We start from the raw sequence: 19815 nt of genomic DNA on the forward strand, positions 1-19815 counted from the left end.
CCCGCGCTCAGGCCGGGGCCACCGGTGCCCGCTCGCCCGCCTGCTCGGGCACGGCGACCGTCGCGGCCGGCCTCGGCAGGGTGAAGACGAACCGGGCGCCCTCGGCGTATCCGTCGTCCAGCCGCAGCGTGCCGCCGTGGTACTCGATGATCTTCTTGCAGATGGCCAGCCCGATCCCGGTCCCGTCGTAGGAGCCCCGGGGGTGCAGCCGCTGGAAGATCAGGAAGATCTTGTCGGCGTAGCGGGGGTCGACGCCGATGCCGTTGTCCGCCACGGCGAACTCCCAGCCGGCCTCGTCCTCGGTGACCGCCACCCGGACCCGGGGCGCCCGGTCGGGGTGGCGGAACTTCACCGCGTTGCCGAGCAGGTTCTGCCAGAGCATGGTGAGCAGCGTCGGGTCGCCGTGCACCACGGGCAGCCGGTCCGCGACGATCTCGGCGCCCGCCTCGGCGATCGGGTGGGAGAGGTTCGACTCGGCCTGGGCGAGGACGGCGGCCAGGTCCACCTCCCGGTCGTCGCTGTAGACCCGGCCGATCCGGGAGAACGCCAGCAGGTCGTTGATCAGGTTCTGCATCCGGGTCGCCCCGTCCACCGCGTACCCGATGTACTGCCGGGCCCGGTCGTCGAGCTGGTCGGCGTAGCGGCGGTGCAGCATCTGGCAGAACGACGCCACCTTGCGCAGCGGCTCCTGCAGGTCGTGCGAGGCCACGTAGGCGAACTGCTCCAGGTCCTCGTTGGACCGGCGCAGCTCGGCGGCCTGCTGTTCGAGGGCGTCCCGGTGGCGGCGGCTGGTGTGCAACGCGTCTACCACCCGCTGCCGCATGGTCTCCACGTCGGCGGTGAGCCGGGCGATGTCGGCCGGCCCCTCCGGGGCGAGGCGGTGCTCGAAATCGCCGCCGGCGACCCGCCGCACCGAGGCGCCCAGCCGGTCCAGCGGGCGCAGCACCGTGGTGCGGACCAGCACCGAGATGACGATGCTGGACAGCAGCAGGGTGGCCAGGATCGCCACGAAGAGGAGGTCCCGCAGCGCGCGGGCCCCGTCCAGGTCGGCCCGGCCGGCCGCCTGTTCCCGGTCCAGCCGGGCCTCCAGGCCGGTCAGCGCCGCCTGCGCGGCCTCGAACGCGACCCCGGCCTGCCGCACCACCGGCGCCAGCTCCGCCGCGCCCGTGCCGGCCCGCCGGGCGGCGATCAGCCGGGCCGGGTACTCGGCCCGCCAGCGCTCCGCGAGGACCAGCGCCGTGTCCAGCTCACGGCGCGCGTCCGGCTCGCCGGCGAGCAGGTCGCGGGCCCGCTGAGCGGTCGCGCGCTCGGCGGCCACTCCTTCGTCGTACGGGCGCAGCACCTCTGGGTCGCCGGTGACGACGTACCCGCGGACCGCCGCCACCTGCTCCAGCAGCCCGCTCTCCAGCCGGCTCACCGCGGTGCGGGCCGGGGAGATGTGGTCGGCCAGCCGGTTGGAGACCGCCGCGGTGTGGGACAGCGCCACCGCGCCCACCCCGCCGCCGGTGAGCACCAGCACGGTCATCCCCAGCATCATGACGCTCAGCCGCCGGCTCGTGGTCATCCGCGCCGGGCGTCCCTCGGTGACGGTCGTGGCGGCCGTCGCTGCGCTGCTCACGGCAGCACAGTAACCGAGTGCCGGTTAATCGCGCGGACGCGCTCAGTCGAGCAGCGCGCCACCGGTGGGCAGCGGCAGCTCGGGCAGTGGAAGCCCGGACACCGACACCGACGGCAGCGGCAGCGGCAGCCGGGGCAGCGGCAGCAGCGGACTGCCGGCCGGGGTCGGCGGACGATTCGACCCGGACCTCGGCGTGCCACCCGAGGTGGCGGGAGCCGGCCGGGACGTACCGCCGACGGTGGGGCTCGGCACGGCGGTGGGCGCGGGGGTGGCCGGGGCGGTGCCGGCCGGCGCGGTGGTCGGCGGCGCGGTCGTCGCCCGGGCCGCCGCCAGGTCGTGGGCCAGGAGGTCGAGCGCGGCGCCCAACCGCGTGACGGCCGCCGGGTCCTCGACCCGGGCGAGGTCCCGGCGGCCCTGCGCGACCAGCGCATCGGCGTCGTCCAGCCGGCCGGCGTCCAGGGCCGTCCGGGCCCGGTCGACGGTGTCCTCGATGCCGCGGACCTCGGCCTGCTGCGGGTGCAGCAGCCGCGTCAGCGACCAGAGCGGGCTGCCCGGTCCGGCGTCGCGGCTGCCGATGCCGAGCCCGGAGACCAGCGCCAGCAGCGCCACGGCGGCGGCCGCCAGCCGCAGCGTCCAGGGGCGGGGGCGGCGGACCGCCCGTCGAGCGGGCGCCTCGTCGGCGGGGGCCGGCGCGCCGGGGCGTACCGCGGTTGCCGGCTCCTCGGCGAACTCGGCCCGCCAGAGGGCGAGCAGCCCGGCGAGCGCGTCGCCCTCGGGCGGGGCCTCGCCGCGGCCGAGCGCGTCGAGCAGCGCGTCGTCGCGCGCGATGGTCCCCAGGTCCATCGCGTCGTCGCCGTCGCCCGGCGTTCGCCCGGTCATGCCGCCACCTCGTCCAGTGAGCCCCCGGCCAGGGTACGGAGCCGGGTCAGGGCGCGGGACTGGGCCATCCGGACCGCCGCCGCCGACATGCCGACGATGCCGCCGACCTCCTCCGCGGACAGCCCCGCCGCGACCCGCAGCAGGATGATCTCCCGCTGCACGTCGGGGAGCCGGTCGAGCAGGGCGGACAGCCGCCGGGCAAGGTCGCTCGCCATCGCCTGCTGCTCGGGACCCGGTGCGGCGTCCGGTCGCTCGACGGGAGTGTCAGTGGGGGTGACCGCGGCGTCGCGGACGGCGGAGCGCTGGGCGTCGGCCACCTTGTGCGCGGCGATGCCGTAGACGAACGCGGCGAACGGGACGCCCTGCTCGCGGTAGCGGGGGAGCGCGCGCAGCACGGCCACGCACACCTCCTGGGCCACGTCGTCGGCGGTGGTGTACGCCCCGCCCACCCGGCCCAGCCGGGCCCGGCAGTAGCGGACCAGGCCCGGACGTACGCCGACGAGCAGCTCCTCGACCGCCGCCGGGTCGCCCGCGGCGGCCCGGCGGACGAGTTCGGACTCGATCACTGTCGTCATGGCGTTCGTGGAACATCCTCATCGCCGGCCGGTTTCCGGCACGTTATCGACACCTCCGGGGTTTTGCATAGCTCGCCGGTCGTCCCCGGACCGTGACGGAAAGTAGTTGTTGCGTCCGGTCGACCCCGCCCGATGTCCCAGGTAGGACACGAAGGGAGGGGAACGATGGGCGTCGAGGTCGCGGTACGCGGACTGACCAAGTCCTTCGGCGGGCACCCGGTCTGGTCGGACCTCACCCTGACCCTGCCCGCCGGGGAGATCTCCGTCCTGTTGGGACCCTCCGGCACGGGCAAGTCGGTGTTCCTCAAGACGCTGGTCGGGTTGCTCCGGCCCGACCGGGGCTCCGTCCTCATCGAGGGCCGGGACCTGCCGAAGCTCTCCGAGCGCGAGCTGTACGAGGTCCGCAAGCTGTTCGGCGTGCTGTTCCAGGACGGCGCGCTGTTCGGCTCGATGACCATCTACGACAACGTGGCGTTCCCGCTGCGCGAGCACACCCGCCGCTCCGAGTCGCAGATCCGGGCCGTGGTCACCGAGAAGCTGGAGATGGTGGGCCTGGTCGGCGCCGAGCACAAGCTGCCCGGCGAGATCTCCGGCGGGATGCGCAAGCGGGCCGGGCTGGCCCGGGCGCTCGTCCTCGACCCGCAGATCATCCTCTTCGACGAGCCGGACTCCGGGCTGGACCCGGTGCGGACCGCCTACCTCAACCAGCTCATCGTCGACCTCAACCAGCGCACCGAGGCGACCTTCCTGATCGTCACCCACGACATCAACACCGCCCGGACGGTGCCGGACAACATCGGCCTGATCTACCACGGGCACCTGGCCATGTTCGGGCCGCGGGAGATGCTGCTGTCCAGCACCGAGCCGGTGGTCCGGCAGTTCCTCAACGCCCAGCGGATCGGCCCGATCGGGATGGCCGAGGAGAAGGACGCCGAGGAGCTCGCGGCCGAGGCGCAGGCCGGCGTGGAACTCCCGCCGCTGCCGCCGATCCCGCTGCAACTGCCCGCCTCCGACGGGCAGCCGCGCCGGGCCGAGCGCCCGCCGGGCCAGTGGTGCCGCGAGCACGGCGTCACCCCGCCGCCCGGGTCGTTCGAGGGCAGCCGGGCGGCCGACCCGAGCGAGGTGGCGGTGTGAGCGCGCCCGTCGCCGCCGTCCGGAACACCGGCGAGTTCTTCGCGTTCTGCCTGGACACCCTGCGCGGGCTGGGCCGCCGGCCGGTGCAGGTCCGCGAGTTCGTGCAGCAGGCCTGGTTCATCAGCTCGGTGTCCATCCTGCCCGCCGCGCTGGTCTCCATCCCGTTCGGCGCGGTCATCGCGCTGCAGCTCGGCTCGCTGGTCCGCCAGCTCGGCGCGCAGTCGTTCACCGGCGCCGCCTCGGTGCTCGCCGTGGTCCGCGAGGCCGGCCCGATCGTCACCGCGCTGATCATCGCCGGCGCCGGCGGCTCGGCCATCTGCGCCGACCTCGGCGCCCGCAAGATCCGCGAGGAGCTGGACGCCATGCAGGTGCTCGGGATCGACCCGATCCACCGCCTCGTGGTGCCCCGGGTGCTCGCCTCGATGCTGGTGGCGGTGCTGCTCAACGGCCTGGTCAGCGTGGTCGGCGTGACCGGCGGCTACGCGTTCAACGTGGTGCTCCAGGGCGGCACGCCCGGGGCGTACCTGGCCAGCTTCCAGGCCCTCGGCCAGCTGCCCGACCTGCTGGTCGGCGAGGTGAAGGCGCTGCTGTTCGGTGCCGCCGCCGCGCTGGTCGCCAGCCACCAGGGAATGACCGCGAAGGGCGGGCCGAAGGGCGTCGGCGACGCGGTCAACCGCAGCGTGGTGATCACCTTCATGCTGCTGTTCGCGCTGAACTTCGTGGTCACGGCCGTGTACTTCCAGGTCGTCCCGCAGAAGGGGAGCTGACGTGACGGTCCTGCGGTATCTCGACGACCTGGGCGGGCAGCTCGCCTTCCACCTGCGCGCCCTGGCCTGGGCGCCGCGCACCCTGCGCCGCTACCGCCGCGAGGTGATCCGGCTGCTGGCCGAGGTCAGCTTCGGCACCGGCGCGCTCGCCGTGCTCGGCGGCACCGTCGGGGTGATCTGCTTCCTCACCTTCTTCACCGGCACCGAGGTCGGCCTCCAGGGCTACCAGGCGCTCGACCAGATCGGCAGCAGCGCCTTCACCGGCTTCGTCTCGGCGTACTTCAACACCCGGGAGATCTCGCCGCTGGTGGCCGCGCTGGCGCTGTCGGCCACGGTCGGTTGCGGCTTCACCGCCCAGCTCGGCGCCATGCGGATCTCCGAGGAGGTCGACGCGCTGGAGGTGATGGGCGTGCCCTCGCTGCCGTTCCTGGTCACCACCCGCATGATCGCCGGTTTCGTCGCGGTGATCCCGCTGTACGTGGTCGGCCTGCTCGCCAGTTACCTGGCCACCCGCACCATCGCGGTCGGCTACTTCGGACAGTCCGCCGGCACCTACGACTACTACTTCCACCTGTTCCTGCCGCCCGAGGACGTGCTGTGGTCCTTCGGCAAGGTGCTGGTGTTCAGCGTGATCGTGGTGCTGGTGCACTGCTGGTACGGCTACACCGCGAAGGGCGGGCCGGCGGCGGTCGGCGTCGCCGTCGGCCGGGCCGTGCGGACCGCGATCGTCGCGGTCAACGTCGTCGACTTCTTCCTGTCCCTGGCCATCTGGGGCGCCACCACCACCGTCCGGATCGCGGGGTGATCATGCGACACCGTCTGCTCGGCCTCGTCTTCGTCGCCCTGCTCACCGCGGCGCTGACCGCCGCCGTGCTCCAGTACCGCGGGGCGTTCACCCCGGTCGACCGGGTCACCCTCCGCGCCGACCGCGCCGGCCTGCACCTCCTGGAAGGCGCCGACGTGAAGGTACGCGGGGTGGTGGTCGGCGCCGTCCGCTCGGTGCGCAGCGACGGCCACGGTGCGGTGATCGGGCTGGCCCTCGACCCGGCCACCACCGGCCGGATCCCCGCCGACGTGACCGCCCGGCTGCTGCCCAAGACCCTCTTCGGCGAGCGGTACGTGGAACTCGTCCCGCCCCCGGGCAGCACCGCCGGGCCGATCCGTGACGGCGCGGTGATCAGCCAGGACCGCAGCCGCACCGCCGTGGAGCTGGAACGGGTGCTCGACGAGGCGCTGCCGCTGCTCCAGGCCGTCCGCCCCGAACAGCTCGCCACCACCCTCGGCGCGATCACCACCGCCCTGGAGGGGCGCGGCGACCGGCTCGGCGCGAACCTGGCCCGGCTCGGCGCGTACCTGCGGCAGCTCAACCCGCAGCTACCGACCATCACCGAGGACCTGCGCCAGCTCGCCACCGTCCTCGACAGCTACGACGCGGCGCTGCCCGACCTGCTCGCCCTGCTGCGCGACGTGACCGTCACCGCCCGCACCATCGGCGACCAGCGCGACCAGCTCGCCGCGTTCCTCGCCGACACGACCGACACGGCGGACACCGCCCGCGGCTTCCTGGACCGGCACGGCGACCAGCTCATCCGGCTCGGCCAGGTGAGCCGCCCGGTGCTGGAACTGCTCGCCGCCTACGCGCCGGAGTACCCCTGCCTGGTGCACGGGCTGGTCGACCTGCAACCCCGGGTCGAGGAGGTCTTCTCCGGCGGCCGGATGCACATCACCCTGGAGGTGACCCGCGACGGCGGCCCGTACGAGCGGGGCCGCGACGAGCCGGTCTACGGCGCCGACGACGGCCCGGACTGCCGCGGCCTGCCGAAGCCCCGGGTGCCCGCCCCGGAGGTGGCCGTCGCCGACGGCTACGACTACGGCGGCACCCGTACCCCGAAGCCCCTGCCCGTGGGTGCGCCGGCCGGCGGGGCGCCCGCGGGGCCGGCCTCCCCCGCGATGGGCCGGGCCGGCACCGGCGAGGAGCAGGCCCTGGTGAAGCCGCTCGTCGGTGGGCTCACCGGGACACCACCCGCCGAGGTGCCCGACATCGCGGTGCTGCTCTGGGGTCCGCTGCTGCGCGGAGCGGTGGTGACCGCACGATGACCGGGAAGACGACCCCCGCGCTGGTCAAGCTGCTGGTGTTCGCGGCGATCACGCTGCTGGCCACCGGGCTGCTCGCGCAGACCCTCGGCGCGTTCCCGCCCGGCGGCACCACCTACCGGGCCCGGTTCACCGACGTGACCGGGCTGCTCGCCGGCGACGACGTGCGGATCGCCGGGGTGCGGGTGGGCAAGGTGGCGGACATCCGGGTGGTCGACGACACGACCGCCGAGGTGGCCTTCACCGTCGACCGGACCGTGCCGGTGGCCGTCGGCGTCCGCGCCGCGGTCCGCTACCGCAACCTGGTCGGCCAGCGCTACCTGGCGCTGACCGAGGGCCCCGGCGACCCGCGCCCGCTGCGCCCCGACGGCCTCATCCCGCTCACCCAGACCAAGCCGGCGCTGGACCTGACCGTGCTGTTCAACGGCTTCCGGCCGCTGTTCACCGCGCTCGACCCCGCCGAGGTCAACAAGCTGGCGTACGAGATCGTCCAGGTGCTCCAGGGCGAGGGCGGCACGGTGGCCAGCCTGCTGCGGCGCACCGCGTCGCTGACCAGCACCCTGGCCGACCGGGACGCCGTGATCGGCCGGGTGGTCACCAACCTCAACCAGGTGCTGGGCACCCTGGCCGGCCACGACCGGGAGCTGGACCAGAGCATCACCCAGCTCCAGCAGTTCGTCTCCGGGCTCTCCGCCGACCGCACCGCCATCGGCGAGGCGCTGGTCAGCCTCGGCGAGCTGACCGACACCACCGCCGGGGTGCTGCGCCAGACCCGGCCGCCGCTCGCCGCCGACGTCCGCGCCCTCGACGACCTGGCCGGCACGCTGAACCGCAACTCCGCCGTCATCGACGCCACCCTGGGCCGGCTGCCGCAGCGCTACGAGTCGCTGACCCGGGTCGCCTCGTACGGCTCCTGGTTCAACTTCTACCTCTGCGACTTCGACGGCCGGCTCGCCGTCGACGGCCACGCTCCGCTCACCGTGCCCGGTGTCGACGCCACCGCCGCGCGCTGCGCCACCGGAGGTGCCCGGTGAAACCGTTCCGCGAACGCAACCCGGTGATCGTGGGCGCGATCGGGCTGACCGTGCTCGTCGCCGCCCTGCTCGGCGCCTTCCAGCTCGACCGGATCGCCGCGCTGACCGGCCGGTCGTACGCCGCCGCGTTCCACGACGCCAGCGGCCTGGACACCGGCAACGAGGTCCGGGTCGCCGGGGTGCGGGTCGGGCAGGTCACCGCCGTGGAACTCGCCCGCGAGCCGCACCCGTACGTGCGCGTCCGGTTCCGGGTCGACGACGACGGCGTACGCCTCGGCCGGGACACCGGCGCGACCATCCGGATCAAGACGGTGCTCGGGCAGAAGTACCTGGCGCTCGCCCCGGCGGGCTCGGGGAAGCTGCCCGAGCGCGGGCAGATCCCGCTGGACCGCACGGCCGCCCCGTTCGACGTGGTGCAGGCCGTCACCGGCCTCGCCGACACCCTCGACAAAGTCGACACCGATCAGCTCGCCCGGGCGTTCACCACCCTGTCGGAGACCTTCGCCGACACCCCGCCCAGCGTGAACACCTCGCTGACCGGGCTGTCCCGGCTGTCCCGCACCGTCTCCTCCCGCGACGCCGAGTTGCGCACCCTGCTGTCCCGGGCCCGGGGCGTCACCGGCGTGCTCGCCGAGCGGGACGAGGAGTTCCGCAAGCTGGTCACCGACGGGGAGAAGCTGCTCACCGAGGTCAGCCGGCGGCGGGACGCCATCCACCAGCTCCTGGTCGGCACCGACCAGCTCGCCACCCAGCTCTCCGGGCTGGTCGCCGACAACCGCACCCAGCTGCAACCGGCGCTGCGCAAGCTGCGCGACGTGGTCGCCGTGCTGCAACGCAACCGCGACGACCTGGAGCAGACCATCCGCCGGATGGGCCCGTTCGTGACCGCGTTCGCCAACGTGGTCGGCAACGGGCGCTGGTTCGACTCGTACGTCGACGGTCTGCTCCAGCCGTACCTGCCCGCCGCCACCGGAGGTCGCTGATGCCCGGTCGGATCCAGCGCTGGCGGCGACCGCTCGCCGCGGCCACCGTGCTGCTCACCGCCGTCGCCGTCGGGGCTGCCGTGTGGCGCCACGAACCGCCCGAGCGGCGGGTCGTCGCCTACTTCACCCGCGCGGTCGGCGTCTACGCCGGCTCCGACGTGCGGATCCTGGGCGTCCGCGTCGGCGAGGTCGAGAAGGTGGTCCCGCAGGGGCGGGTGGTTCGCGTCGAGATGCGCTACGACCCGGAGCTGCGGCTGCCGGCCGGCGCACAGGCACTGATTGTCCCGCCCAGCGTGGTCAGCGACCGGTACGTGCAGCTCACCCCGGCGTACACCGGCGGCGCGGAACTCGGCGACGGCGCGCAGATCCCGGTCGACCGGACCGCCGCGCCCATGGAGATCGACGACATCTACGCCGCCCTCGACGAGTTCAACCGGACCCTCGGCCCGCAGGGCGCCAACGCCGACGGGGCCCTGTCCGACCTGGTCGCCACGGGCCGGGCCAACCTGGACGGCAACGGCGCCGACCTGCACGACACCCTCGACGGGGCCTCCCGCGCGCTGACCACCCTGTCCGCCGGGCGCGGCGACCTCTTCGGCACGGTGGTCAACCTGCAACGCTTCACCACCACCCTGGCCCGCAGCGACCAGCAGGTACGTCGCTTCCAGGAGCAGCTTGCCGACGTCGCCGAGCAGCTCGCCGGGGAGAAGGAGGAGCTGGCCCGGGCGCTGCGCAACCTGGCCGCCGCGCTCGCCGACGTGACGACCTTCGTCCGGCAGAACCGGACCGCCCTGACCTCGAACGTCACCGCGCTGACCGACATCACCCGGGTCCTGGTCCGCCAGCAGCGGGCGGTCATCCAGATCCTCGACGTGGCGCCGCTCGCGATCGGCAACCTCAACCTCGCCTACAACCCCCGCTCCGGCACCCTGGACACCCGGGACAACCCGCTCGGCCCGTACGACCCGGCCACCTTCGCCTGTTCCCTCATGGTCGACCAGCTTCCCGTCGCGGAGGTGCCGGCGATCTGCACCAAGCTCGCGCAGACCCTGCGCCAGCGTGGACTGCCCCTCACCGATCAGCTGCGCAAGCTGCTCAAGCTGCCGCCCGGCGCCCCGGCGGGAGGCGGGTCCCCACCGGGATCCATCAGCTCCCCCGGTGCGCCGACCGCCGACGAGGCGCCGGGCGGCCCCTCCATCCCGAGCGACCTCACGCTCGGCGGCATCCTGCGAGGCCCGGCGTGACCGCCCGGCCGGCCCGGCCGACCGGCGCGTGGGCCGCCGCCCGGTTGCCGGCCGCCGCGCTGGCCGTGGCCCTGCTGCCCGCCGGGTGCGGCCTGCCCGAGGTGGCCGACCTGCCGCTGCCCGGCGGCCGTCCGGCCGGACCCGGCTACACGATCACCGCGGAGTTCGGCGACGTGCTGGACCTGGTGCCCCGGGCCGCCGTCAAGGTCGACGACGTCACCGTCGGCAGCGTCGAGAAGATCTCCCTGGACGGCTGGCACGCCCGGGTCCGGCTGCGCATCGACCGGGCGGTGCGGCTGCCGGCGAACGCCACCGCCGCCGTCCGCCAGAGCAGCCTGCTCGGCGAGAAGTACGTGGCCGTGGCCCCGCCGCCGGCCGAGCCGGCCCGCGGCGACCTCGCCGACGGCGACCTCATCCCGCTGTCCCGCACCACCCGTGGCGCCGAGGTGGAGGAGGTCCTCGCCGCCCTGGGCCTGCTGCTCAACGGCGGCGGCCTGGCCCAGCTGCGCACCATCAACGCCGAGCTGAACAAGGCCCTCGCCGGCCGCGAACCGGCGTTGCGGGACACCCTCGCCCAGCTCGACACCTTCCTGGGCGGGCTGGACCGGCAGAAGGCCGACATCGTCCGCGCGATCGACGCCCTCGACCGCCTCAGCGGCCGGCTGGCCCGGCAGCGGCAGGTCGTCGGCGACGCGCTGGACTCCCTGGCCCCGGGCCTGACCGTCCTGGCCCGGCAACGGGCCCAGCTCACCAAGGCGCTCACCGCGCTGGGCCGGCTCGGCACCGTGGGCACCCGGGTGGTGGAGCGCAGCCGGGCGGACACGGTGGCCGCCGTGACGTCCCTGCAACCGATCCTGGAGCAGCTCGCCCGGGCCGGCGACGACCTGCCGAAGTCGCTGGACTTCATGCTGTCGTACCCGTTCCCGCCGAACGTCACGGGCGCGATCGTCGGGGACTTCGTGAATCTCTCCGTCACCGCCGACCTGGACGCCGCCGGCATCCTGGCCAACCTGGTGGCCGCCGCGCCCGCCCCGGCGCCGCGGACCTCCCGGCCGAAGACCCCGACGGCGCCCCGGCCGCCGGCCACCGGCGGCCCGGCCCCGGCCCGGCCCGGCGCCCATCCCGGCGGCGGCGTCCTTCCCGACCTGCCGCTGCTCAAGTGCCTTCCGGACCTGGAGCACTTTCCGGCCACCTGGACGCCGCCGAAGGAGTGCGGCCTGCCGGAGGGCTGCAAGCTGCTCAAGCCCGGCTCCACCGTGCCGCTCGGCGGGCTGCTGCTGCCCAAGGGGCTGGTACCGCCCGGCACCGCGCTCCCCGTCGGCACCGAACTGCCCGACGGCACCGTGCTCACCGCCGAGTGCGTACTCCCGCTGACCGGCGCCATCACCGGCCAGATCGGCGACCTGACCGACGTGCTCGGGGGAGGGCTGATCCCGTGATCGGACGCACCGTGAAGCTCCAGGTGCTCGCCTTCGTGCTGGTGAGCATCCTCGGCGTCGGCTACGTCGGCGTCCGCTACGTCGGCCTCGGCGAGCGGCTGTTCCACACCGGCTACGTCGTCCACGTCGACCTGGCCCGCGCCGGAGGGCTCTTCGCCAACGCCCCGGTCACCTACCGCGGCGTGCCCGTCGGCCGGGTCACCGCGGTCGCCCTGCACGGCGACGGGGTCCGCGCCGACCTGCGCCTCGACCGGGGCGTCCGGGTCCCCGACGCGCTGCGCGCCGTGGTCGCCCAGCGCTCCGCCGTCGGCGAGCAGTACCTCGACCTGCGCCCCGAGCGCGACGACGGGCCGTACCTGGCCGACGGGGCGGTGATCCCGGCCGACCGGACCGGCCTCCCGCTGGCCCCGGAGACCCTGCTGACCAACCTGGACGCGCTGGTCCGCTCGGTCGACCCGGACGACCTGACCGTGCTCGTCACCGAGCTGGGCACCGCGTTCGAGGGCAACGAGCAGGCCCTGGCCCGGATCCTCGACGCCGGGGACGCCCTGCTCACCGAGGCGGACCGGCGGCTGCCCGAGACCCTGGCGCTGATCCGCGACGCGCGGACGGTGCTGACCACCCAGGCCGAGTCCACCGAGGCGCTGCGCCGCTGGTCGGCCGGGCTGGCCCAACTCGCCGCCACGCTCCGCTCCGCCGACCCGGACCTGCGCCGGCTGCTGGCCGGCGGACCGCCCGCCGGGGTCGAGCTGCGGGCGCTGCTGCGCGGCCTGGAACCCGACGTCGGCGTGCTGCTCGGCAACCTGGTCACCGTCAACGGGATCGCCGCCCGGCGGCTGCCCGGCATCGAGCAACTGCTGGTGGTGTACCCCATCGCGGTGGCCGGCGGATACACCGTCACCCCCGGCGACGGCACCGCCCACCTCGGCCTGGTGGTCAACGTGGGCAACCCGCCGTCCTGCGTCTACTCCGGCGGCGCCACCGCCTGCGACGCCGCCGAGCGGGCCGCCGGGGCGAGCGTGCGCGGCGCCGGGAACGCGCCCCGGCCCTCCGGCGCCGACCCCGCACCCCCGCCGGAGGCCGACCGGGGTGGCGACCCCGGGTACGACCCGACGACCGGCCTGGTGCTCGGCGCCGACGGCCGCCCGTTGCAGTTCGGCGGCACCGGCGGCCAGTACCGCACCGCCGGGGCCCAGTCCTGGAAACAGCTGTTGCTCGCCGGGGTGACTCCGTGACCGGCGTACCCGAGGAGGTGGCGGTGCCCAGCCGTAAGAACACCACGTTGAAGGTCATCAAGGGCGCGAAGGCCGGCGGCCCGACCGTGCCGCGCCGCCGCCTGGTCAACCGCGCGGTTCCCGCATCCGCCGAGCCGATCGAACGGGTGCTGGAACGACTCGACCGGGAGCCGGTCGAGGACCCCACCGAGGCCGGCGACCTCACCGTCGTCGGTGACCCGGCCGAGGTCGAGGACCTGCCCGAGCCCGAGCGGGAGCCCGCCGATCCGGACGCCGACGCCGACGCCGATCCGGACGCCGACGCCGACGCCGAGCCCGACGCCGACGCCGAGCCGACCGGCACCGCGCCGCCCCGGCGGCACCGGGCGCTCACCGCGCTGCTCGTGGTGCTGCTGGCCGCCGCCCTGGCCGGCGCCGGCGTGCAGGGCCACCGCTGGTACGTCGACCGGGCCACCGACCAGGCCCGCCGGGAGGCCGTGGCCGCCGCCCGACAGGCCGCGGTCAACTTCGTCTCGGTCAGCGCGGCCAGCGTCGACCGGGACCTCAGCCGGATCACCGCCGGCGCCACCGGGGACTTCAAGGACGAGTTCACCCGCGGCCAGGCCCAGGTCCGCGCCGCCGTCGTGGAGAACAAGGTCCAGTCGCAGGGCAGCGTGCTGCGCGCCGGGCTCGTCTCCGGCGACCGGCGTCGCGCGGTGGTGCTGGTGGCCGTCGACGCCACCGTCCGCAACGTCAAGGCGCCCGACGGGCGGCCGTCGCACTACCGGATCCAGCTCGACCTGGTCCGGGACCGGGAGTCGGGGGACTGGCTCGTGACCAAGCTCCAGTTCGTCGGATGACCGACAGGAGGAGACCGATGCGCCTACCGACCGTCCTGCGTCGACCCCGGGTGCGGCTGCGGCCCGTACCGGTGCTCGTGGTCGCGCTGCTGCTGGCCGCCGCCGTGGCGGTGGCCGGCTGGACCGCAGACCGCCGCGCCGGCCAGCGCGACCAGGCCGTACGCCAGGCCCTGGCCACCGCACCGGCCGCCGCCAAGGCCCTCTTCTCCTACGACTACCGTACCTTCGACGACAGCGTCGCCAACGGTCGCACCTTCGCCACCGGCGCGTTCGCCGAGGAGTACGCGCAGACCACCACGGCGCTCAAGGCGACCGCCACGAAACAGCAGGCCGTGGTGCTCGCCGAGGTGTCCGCCACGGGCGTGGTCGACGCCGAGCCGGACCGGGTGGAGCTGCTGCTCTACCTCAACCAGTACCGGCGCAACGTGACCACGGCGGGGGAGAAGGTGGACCAGAACCGGGTGGTGCTCACCCTGGTCCCGGTGCACGGCGAGTGGAAGGTCGTCCAGGCCACCGCCATCTGACCGACGGGCTTGCCGGCGTCTGCTAGCAGTGGCGGTGTGTCCGCTACCGACCATCCGCCGGCCGGCCCGCCCGGCCCGCGCACGACCGATCCCGGGCCCGGCCCGCACCCCGGGTCCGGGGTCGCCGTCCGGTGCCCGGAAGCACCCGTTGCGCCGATGGACGGCGGCGTCGTCGCGACCAGAATGACCAGCGAGGCGGAGGCCGACACCCGCCCCTGGAACGCCGTGGAGGCCGTCGCATGAGCGGCTGGCAGCTGTCCGGCTACACGCCGGTCCGTCGGCTCGGCGCCGGTGCGTCGGGCAGCGTCGTGCTCGCCACCCACGACGCCACCGGCACCCCGGTCGCCATCAAGTACCTGGTGCGCGACCTCGGCGCCGACTCCTCCTTCCGGAGCGCCTTCCGGGAGGAGGCCCGGCTGCTCGGCGAGATCGACGACCGGCACGTCAGCCGCCTCTACGAGTACGTCGAGTCCCCGCACGGCGCGGCCATCGTGATGGAGCTGGTCAACGGGGTCTCGCTGCGCCAGATGCTGCGCGCGCACGGCCCGACCACCCCCGAGGCGGCGCTCTGCGTGCTGAAGGGCTCGCTCGCCGGCCTCTCGGCCGCCCACGCCCGTGGCGTGGTGCACCGCGACTACAAGCCCGAGAACGTGCTGGTCACCGGGGAGGGGCTGAGCAAGCTCGCCGACTTCGGCATCGCCATGCCGGTCGGCCAGGGCTCCGACACCACCGTCTCCGGCACGCCCCGCTACATGGCCCCCGAGCAGTGGACCGGCGCGCCGGCCAGCCCGGCCTGCGACATCTACGCGGCCACCGCCACCTTTTTCGAGTGCCTCACCGGCCGGCCGCCGTACGAGGGGCCGGACCTGTTCACCCTGCGCGAGCAGCACGCCTCCGCGCCGATCCCGACCGACCCGGCCCCCGCGCCGGTCCACGAGCTGCTCCGGCACGGCATGGCCAAGCGCCCCGACGAGCGGCCCCAGCCCGCCCAGGTGTTCCTGGAGATCCTCGATCGGGTGGCCGGCGCCGGATACGGCGGGGAGTGGGAGGAGCGCGGGCTGCGCGAGCTGGCCCGCCGGGCCGCCCTGCTGGCCGCGCTCTGGCCGTTCCCCGACGGCGCGGGCGGCGCCACGAGCCTCGCCAGCACCACGCTCGGCCCGGCGGCGGGGCGCGGCGGCCGGTTCCGCCGGGGGCGCACGCGGACCGCGCTGGCCGGCGGCGCCCTGGTCGCCGCCCTGCTGGCCGGCGGCGCCGGCTACAGCTACGCCGCCCACGAGGACCCGGCCACCGCCGACGGCCCGACCGGCCCGGCCGGCGCCGGCCCCACGACCACCGGCCCGGCCGGCGCCACCCCGACCGGCACGCCGGCGCCGACCGTGACCGTCACCCCGTCCGCGCCCGCCACCCCGCCGGCCACCCCCACCGCCACCCCGAGCGGCTCCCGGTCCGCGACGCCCACCCGCTCGCCGGTACGCAGCAGCGCGCCCGCACCGACCCCGTCGACCAGCACCTCGCCGCCGCCCCCGCCCGACGTCACGGCCCCCACCGTCGGCGGCGTCACCGCCGACCCCGGGCAGCTCGAACCGAACGGCTGCCGGTACGGGTACAAGACCAGCGCGGTCACCGCCACGGTCACCGACGACCGCAGCGGCCCGGCCGCTCTGAAGGTCACCTTCCGCTACACCCTGGAGGGCGCCACCGGCACGGGGGCGATGACCTCCGCCGGGCGCGGCGTGTTCCGGGGCACGCTCGGCCCGCTGCCGGCGCCGAAGCAGAGCAGCCGCATCCCGATCCAGGTCACCGCCGTCGACGCCGCCGGCAACGCGACCACCTCGGCGTCCCCGGTGTACGTGACGCTCTACAACTACTGCACCCCCGGGCTAGGAGTCGTGACCGTGCCCGCTGCCCACACCTGCACCGTGACCCGGGGACGGCCGGCGTGACCCGGCCGGAGGAGCCGACCGAGGCGCTGCCCACCCGGGCGCTGCCCGCCGACCCCGGCGCGACCGTCGACCTGGGCCACGGCGGCGACCCGGACCCCACCCGCACCGACGCGACCGTCCACCTCGGCCCGCCGGCCCGGCCCGCCCCGCCCGTCAGCCCGGACGCGACCGTGCACCTCGGCGCCCCGGCCGCGGGCGCGACGGGCGGGGCCCAGCCGACCGTGCACTTCGGTGCGACGCCCCAGCCGTCGGCGCCGTTCGGTGCCCCGACCGTCGGCGCTCCGGGCCCCGCCGAGCCGACCGTGCACTTCAGCGCGCCGCCCCGGCAGTACCCGGCCGGGCCCGCCGCCGTGGCCCGGGGCGGGGCGACCGCCGGGGCGTACCGGGGGGCGACGGCGGACGCGCGGGCGGCGAGCGGGGCGCCGGCGCCCGGCGGCGAGGTGCGCTTCGGGCCCGGTGTGCCCGCCACCCCGCCGCCCGCCCCGGCCTGGCCGGCGGCGCCGCCGGCACGGCGGCCCCGCCCGGTGTGGCGCCGGGTCGTCTCGGTGCTGTCCACCCTGCTCACCGCGGCGCTGCTGGTGGTGGTCGGGCTCTACCTGTGGCAGCTGCTGCGACCGCTGGAGGTCGAGGGCGTCACCGTGGCGGTGCCCCGGCCGCCCGGCGTGGCCTGCGACGTCACCGTCGACGTGGTGGCCACGGTGCGGACCAACGGTCGCGGCGGGGTGATCCGCTACCAGTGGTTCCGCTCGGACGCTCCACCGGGCGGCCTGCTCACCGAGCGGGTCGGCCGCGGCCAGCGGACCGCCACCCTCACCCTCAAGTGGACGTTCAACGGGGTCGGCGCGACCACCGGAAGCGCCACCGTCAACATCATCGAACCGTCGCCGGTGCAGGCCGGCACGCAGGTCCGCTACCGCTGCCCCGGGGGCTGACCGCGTTTCGCCGACGACCGCTCAGGGTAGCTCCAGGCGAACCGACCCTGACCCTGTGCGTGGAGGCCCTTCGATGAGAGACAACTTCGGGGACGCGGTGGGCGACGCGTTCCGCTCGGTGATGCTGTTCCTGCCCAAGGCGGTCGCCTTCATCGCCATCCTGATCGTGGGCTGGCTGATCGCCAAGGCCGTGCTGAAGATCGTGGACAAGGTTCTGGAGCGGGTCCACTTCGACCGTGCCGTCGAGCGCGGCGGGATCAAGACCGCCCTCGCGCGCTCGAAGTACGACGCCAGCGACATCGTCGCCAAGCTGGCCTACTACGCGGTGCTGCTGGTCACCCTCCAGCTCGCCTTCGGCATCTGGGGCCCGAACCCGATCTCCGACCTGATCGCCGGCGTCGTCGCCTGGCTGCCCCGGGCGTTCGTCGCCATCGTCATCGTGGTGGTGGCCGCGGCCATCGCCCGGGCGGTCAAGGACATCATCTCCAGCGCCCTCGGCGGCCTCTCCTACGGCCGGGTGCTCGCCAACATCGCCTCGGTGTTCATCCTCGGCCTCGGCGTCATCGCCGCGCTCAACCAGATCGGCGTCGCCACCACGGTGACCACCCCGGTGCTGATCGCCGTGCTCGCCACCGTCGGCGGCATCCTGGTCGTCGGCGTCGGCGGCGGACTGGTCCGCCCGATGCAGAGCCGCTGGGAGAACTGGCTGGCCCGGGCCGAGGAGGAGTCGCGGACCATCGCCACCCACGCCCGGGCGTACCAGGCCGGGCGGCGGGACGTCGAGGCGCGGTTCGGCGGGACGGCCGGCCCGTACGCCGAGGCCGAGCTGACCCAGCCGGTGGCCGGCGAGGCCGAGGCGGACCGGACCCAGCCGGTCGCCCCGTACGGCGCGGCGGAGCCGACCCAGCCGGTGCCGGCGCACGCCGACCCGGACCGCACCCAGCCGACCACCCCGCGGCAGCCGACGGCCGAGCAGGCCGCGGACAACGAGGCCACGATGGTCATCCCGCAGGCGGACGTGGACCGCTCGCGCCGCTGACCGACCGTGCGCCGACCGGGGTGGGGCCCTTCCGGGTCCCACCCCGGTCCGTCTGCGCGGGGCGGTCGCGGGGGCCGGGCGCCCGGTTACGATCGGCGCATGCACTGGCGACATTGATGCCCTGCCGAGGGTCGAGCCCGCGGGCCACCGCGGACACCGCACATCCGGTGTCCGTCACGTCCCCGTGGGAAGGTCCCCATGCTCGTCGTCTCCGCGCGCGTGCCCGCCGAGCGCCGGCTCGCCGGCACGCTCTACGCCTACGCGTTCCTCACCGACCTGGTGCTGCTCTATCCGGTCTACACCCTGCTCTTCGCCGACACCGGGCTGTCGGTCGGGCAGATCTCCTCGCTCTTCGTGCTCTGGTCGGCCGCCGGCATCCTGCTGGAGGTGCCCTCGGGCGCCTGGGCCGACGCGGTCTCCCGGCGGCTGCTGCTCTGCCTCGCGCCGCTGCTGGCCGCCGCCGGCTTCGCCCTCTGGGTGCTCGTCCCGTCCTACCCGGCGTTCGCCGTCGGCTTCCTGCTCTGGGGCGCGGGCGGCGCGCTGCGCTCCGGCGCCCTGGAGGCGCTGGTCTGGACCGAACTCGACCGCCTCGGGGCCGCCGGCCGGTACGCCCGGCTGGTCGGCCGGGCGAAGACCGCCGAGCTGCTCGGGGTGGTCGGCGCCATGGGGCTGGCCGCCCCGGTGCTGGCGCTCGGCGGCTATCCCGCGGTCGGCGCGGCGAGCGTGGCGGCGTGCCTGGCCGCCGCGGCGATCGCCACCCGGTTCCCCGAGCACCGGGCGGAGCCGGCGCGCCCCGGCCCGGCGGACGCGGACCAGCGCGACGCGGACCAGTCCGACGCGGACCAGTCCGACGCGTTGCGGTCCGAGGCGGAACAGCCCGACACGGCCGAGCCGGGCTGGTGGACCAGCCTGCGCGGCGGGCTGGCCGAGGCCCGCGCCGACCGGTCGGTGCGGGCGGCGCTGCTGCTGGTGCCGGCGGTTGCGGCGGTCTGGGGCGGCCTCGACGAGTACACCCCGCTGCTGGCGCGGGACACCGGGGTCCCGGCGGTCGCCGTGCCGCTGCTGCTCCTGCTCGTCTGGGCCGGCACCACCGTCGGCGGGCTGCTGACGCCGGTGGGGGAGCGGCTGACCGACCGCGGCTTCGCCGCCCTGCTGGCCGGCGCGGCGCTGGCCCTGGCCGCGGGCGCCCTGCTCCGCCACCCGGCCGGGTTCGTCCTGGTGGGCGTCGCGTTCGCGGCGTTCCAGCTCGCCACCGTGCTGGCCGACGTCCGGCTCCAGGCCCGGATCAGCGGGCCGGACCGCGCGACGGTCACCTCGGTGGCGGGGATGGCCACCGACCTGACCATCATCGCGGTCTACGTCGGGTACGGCGTCGTCGCGGGCGCCGCCGGCCACGCGGTCGCGTTCGCGGTGGCCGTGCTGCCGTACCTGCTGCTGGCCGGCCGGCTGGCCACCCGCCGTCCCGCCCGCCGGTCTCGGGCGAATAGGTCTTTGCCCGACAATACGGCTGTTTCCTGATTACCGTATGGGCGGAAG

Annotated in this window: 18 protein-coding genes; 15 read left to right on the forward strand and 3 right to left on the reverse strand. The window is 75.3% G+C overall.

Annotated features, from left to right (window positions below; translation table 11 throughout):
* Nucleotides 1-7: 7 nt before the first annotated feature.
* Genes ACFYPD_RS08565 through shbA form a run of 3 tightly spaced genes read right to left on the reverse strand, consistent with a single transcriptional unit; the run spans nt 8 to nt 3072 of the window.
* Nucleotides 8-1618 (reverse strand): ATP-binding protein, encoded by a 1611-nt coding sequence (locus tag ACFYPD_RS08565; protein ID WP_387110412.1) that lies wholly within the window; start codon nt 1616-1618, stop codon nt 8-10.
* 42 nt (nt 1619-1660) lie between these two features.
* Entirely contained in the window at nt 1661-2497 is an 837-nt protein-coding gene (locus ACFYPD_RS08570; RefSeq protein ID WP_387110413.1) for an anti-sigma-D factor RsdA, read from the reverse strand.
* Nucleotides 2494-3072 (reverse strand): RNA polymerase sigma factor ShbA, encoded by a 579-nt coding sequence (gene shbA, locus ACFYPD_RS08575; RefSeq protein ID WP_387110415.1) that lies wholly within the window; start codon nt 3070-3072, stop codon nt 2494-2496. The genes ACFYPD_RS08570 and shbA overlap by 4 nt, the downstream gene beginning before the upstream one ends.
* A 165-nt stretch (nt 3073-3237) precedes the next feature.
* Between shbA and ACFYPD_RS08580 the strand changes: the two genes are divergently transcribed.
* The 15 genes from ACFYPD_RS08580 to ACFYPD_RS08650 all read left to right on the forward strand — a co-directional run bounded on the left by ACFYPD_RS08580 (nt 3238) and on the right by ACFYPD_RS08650 (nt 19797).
* Nucleotides 3238-4206 (forward strand): ABC transporter ATP-binding protein, encoded by a 969-nt coding sequence (locus tag ACFYPD_RS08580; RefSeq protein WP_387110417.1) that lies wholly within the window; start codon nt 3238-3240, stop codon nt 4204-4206.
* Nucleotides 4203-4973: an MlaE family ABC transporter permease gene (locus tag ACFYPD_RS08585; protein ID WP_387110419.1), complete on the forward strand. Its 771-nt coding sequence runs from the start codon at nt 4203-4205 to the stop codon at nt 4971-4973. The genes ACFYPD_RS08580 and ACFYPD_RS08585 overlap by 4 nt, the downstream gene beginning before the upstream one ends.
* A gap of 10 nt (nt 4974-4983) precedes the next feature.
* Nucleotides 4984-5778, forward strand: coding sequence for an MlaE family ABC transporter permease (locus tag ACFYPD_RS08590; RefSeq protein WP_387110610.1), 795 nt, complete (start codon nt 4984-4986; stop codon nt 5776-5778).
* Nucleotides 5779-5780: 2 nt separating this feature from the next.
* Nucleotides 5781-7070, forward strand: a complete 1290-nt coding sequence (locus tag ACFYPD_RS08595; RefSeq protein WP_387110421.1) for an MCE family protein — start codon at nt 5781-5783, stop codon at nt 7068-7070.
* Nucleotides 7067-8101 (forward strand): MCE family protein, encoded by a 1035-nt coding sequence (locus tag ACFYPD_RS08600; protein ID WP_387110423.1) that lies wholly within the window; start codon nt 7067-7069, stop codon nt 8099-8101. The genes ACFYPD_RS08595 and ACFYPD_RS08600 overlap by 4 nt, the downstream gene beginning before the upstream one ends.
* Nucleotides 8098-9084 (forward strand): MCE family protein, encoded by a 987-nt coding sequence (locus ACFYPD_RS08605; RefSeq protein ID WP_387110425.1) that lies wholly within the window; start codon nt 8098-8100, stop codon nt 9082-9084. The genes ACFYPD_RS08600 and ACFYPD_RS08605 overlap by 4 nt, the downstream gene beginning before the upstream one ends.
* Nucleotides 9084-10328, forward strand: coding sequence for an MCE family protein (locus ACFYPD_RS08610; protein ID WP_387110427.1), 1245 nt, complete (start codon nt 9084-9086; stop codon nt 10326-10328). Before ACFYPD_RS08605 ends, ACFYPD_RS08610 begins: the two co-directional genes overlap by 1 nt.
* Nucleotides 10325-11767, forward strand: a complete 1443-nt coding sequence (locus tag ACFYPD_RS08615; RefSeq protein WP_387110429.1) for an MCE family protein — start codon at nt 10325-10327, stop codon at nt 11765-11767. The genes ACFYPD_RS08610 and ACFYPD_RS08615 overlap by 4 nt, the downstream gene beginning before the upstream one ends.
* Entirely contained in the window at nt 11764-13002 is a 1239-nt protein-coding gene (locus tag ACFYPD_RS08620) for an MCE family protein (protein ID WP_387110430.1), read from the forward strand. The genes ACFYPD_RS08615 and ACFYPD_RS08620 overlap by 4 nt, the downstream gene beginning before the upstream one ends.
* The gene (locus ACFYPD_RS08625) at nt 12999-13841 is read left to right on the forward strand and encodes a hypothetical protein (RefSeq protein WP_387110432.1); all 843 of its coding nucleotides are present in this window, start codon (nt 12999-13001) and stop codon (nt 13839-13841) included. Before ACFYPD_RS08620 ends, ACFYPD_RS08625 begins: the two co-directional genes overlap by 4 nt.
* A 17-nt stretch (nt 13842-13858) precedes the next feature.
* Nucleotides 13859-14365: a hypothetical protein gene (locus ACFYPD_RS08630; RefSeq protein ID WP_387110434.1), complete on the forward strand. Its 507-nt coding sequence runs from the start codon at nt 13859-13861 to the stop codon at nt 14363-14365.
* Nucleotides 14366-14604: 239 nt separating this feature from the next.
* Nucleotides 14605-16308, forward strand: coding sequence for a serine/threonine-protein kinase (locus tag ACFYPD_RS08635; protein WP_387110436.1), 1704 nt, complete (start codon nt 14605-14607; stop codon nt 16306-16308).
* Nucleotides 16305-17240 (forward strand): hypothetical protein, encoded by a 936-nt coding sequence (locus tag ACFYPD_RS08640; protein WP_387110438.1) that lies wholly within the window; start codon nt 16305-16307, stop codon nt 17238-17240. The genes ACFYPD_RS08635 and ACFYPD_RS08640 overlap by 4 nt, the downstream gene beginning before the upstream one ends.
* Nucleotides 17241-17313: 73 nt before the next feature.
* The gene (locus ACFYPD_RS08645) at nt 17314-18279 is read left to right on the forward strand and encodes a hypothetical protein (protein WP_387110439.1); all 966 of its coding nucleotides are present in this window, start codon (nt 17314-17316) and stop codon (nt 18277-18279) included.
* Between the two features lie 198 nt (nt 18280-18477).
* Nucleotides 18478-19797: an MFS transporter gene (locus tag ACFYPD_RS08650; protein WP_387110441.1), complete on the forward strand. Its 1320-nt coding sequence runs from the start codon at nt 18478-18480 to the stop codon at nt 19795-19797.
* Nucleotides 19798-19815: the final 18 nt, after the last annotated feature.

It is taken from the genome of Micromonospora sp. NPDC005299 (assembly GCF_042872345.1).
Classification (GTDB): Bacteria; Actinomycetota; Actinomycetes; order Mycobacteriales; family Micromonosporaceae; genus Micromonospora.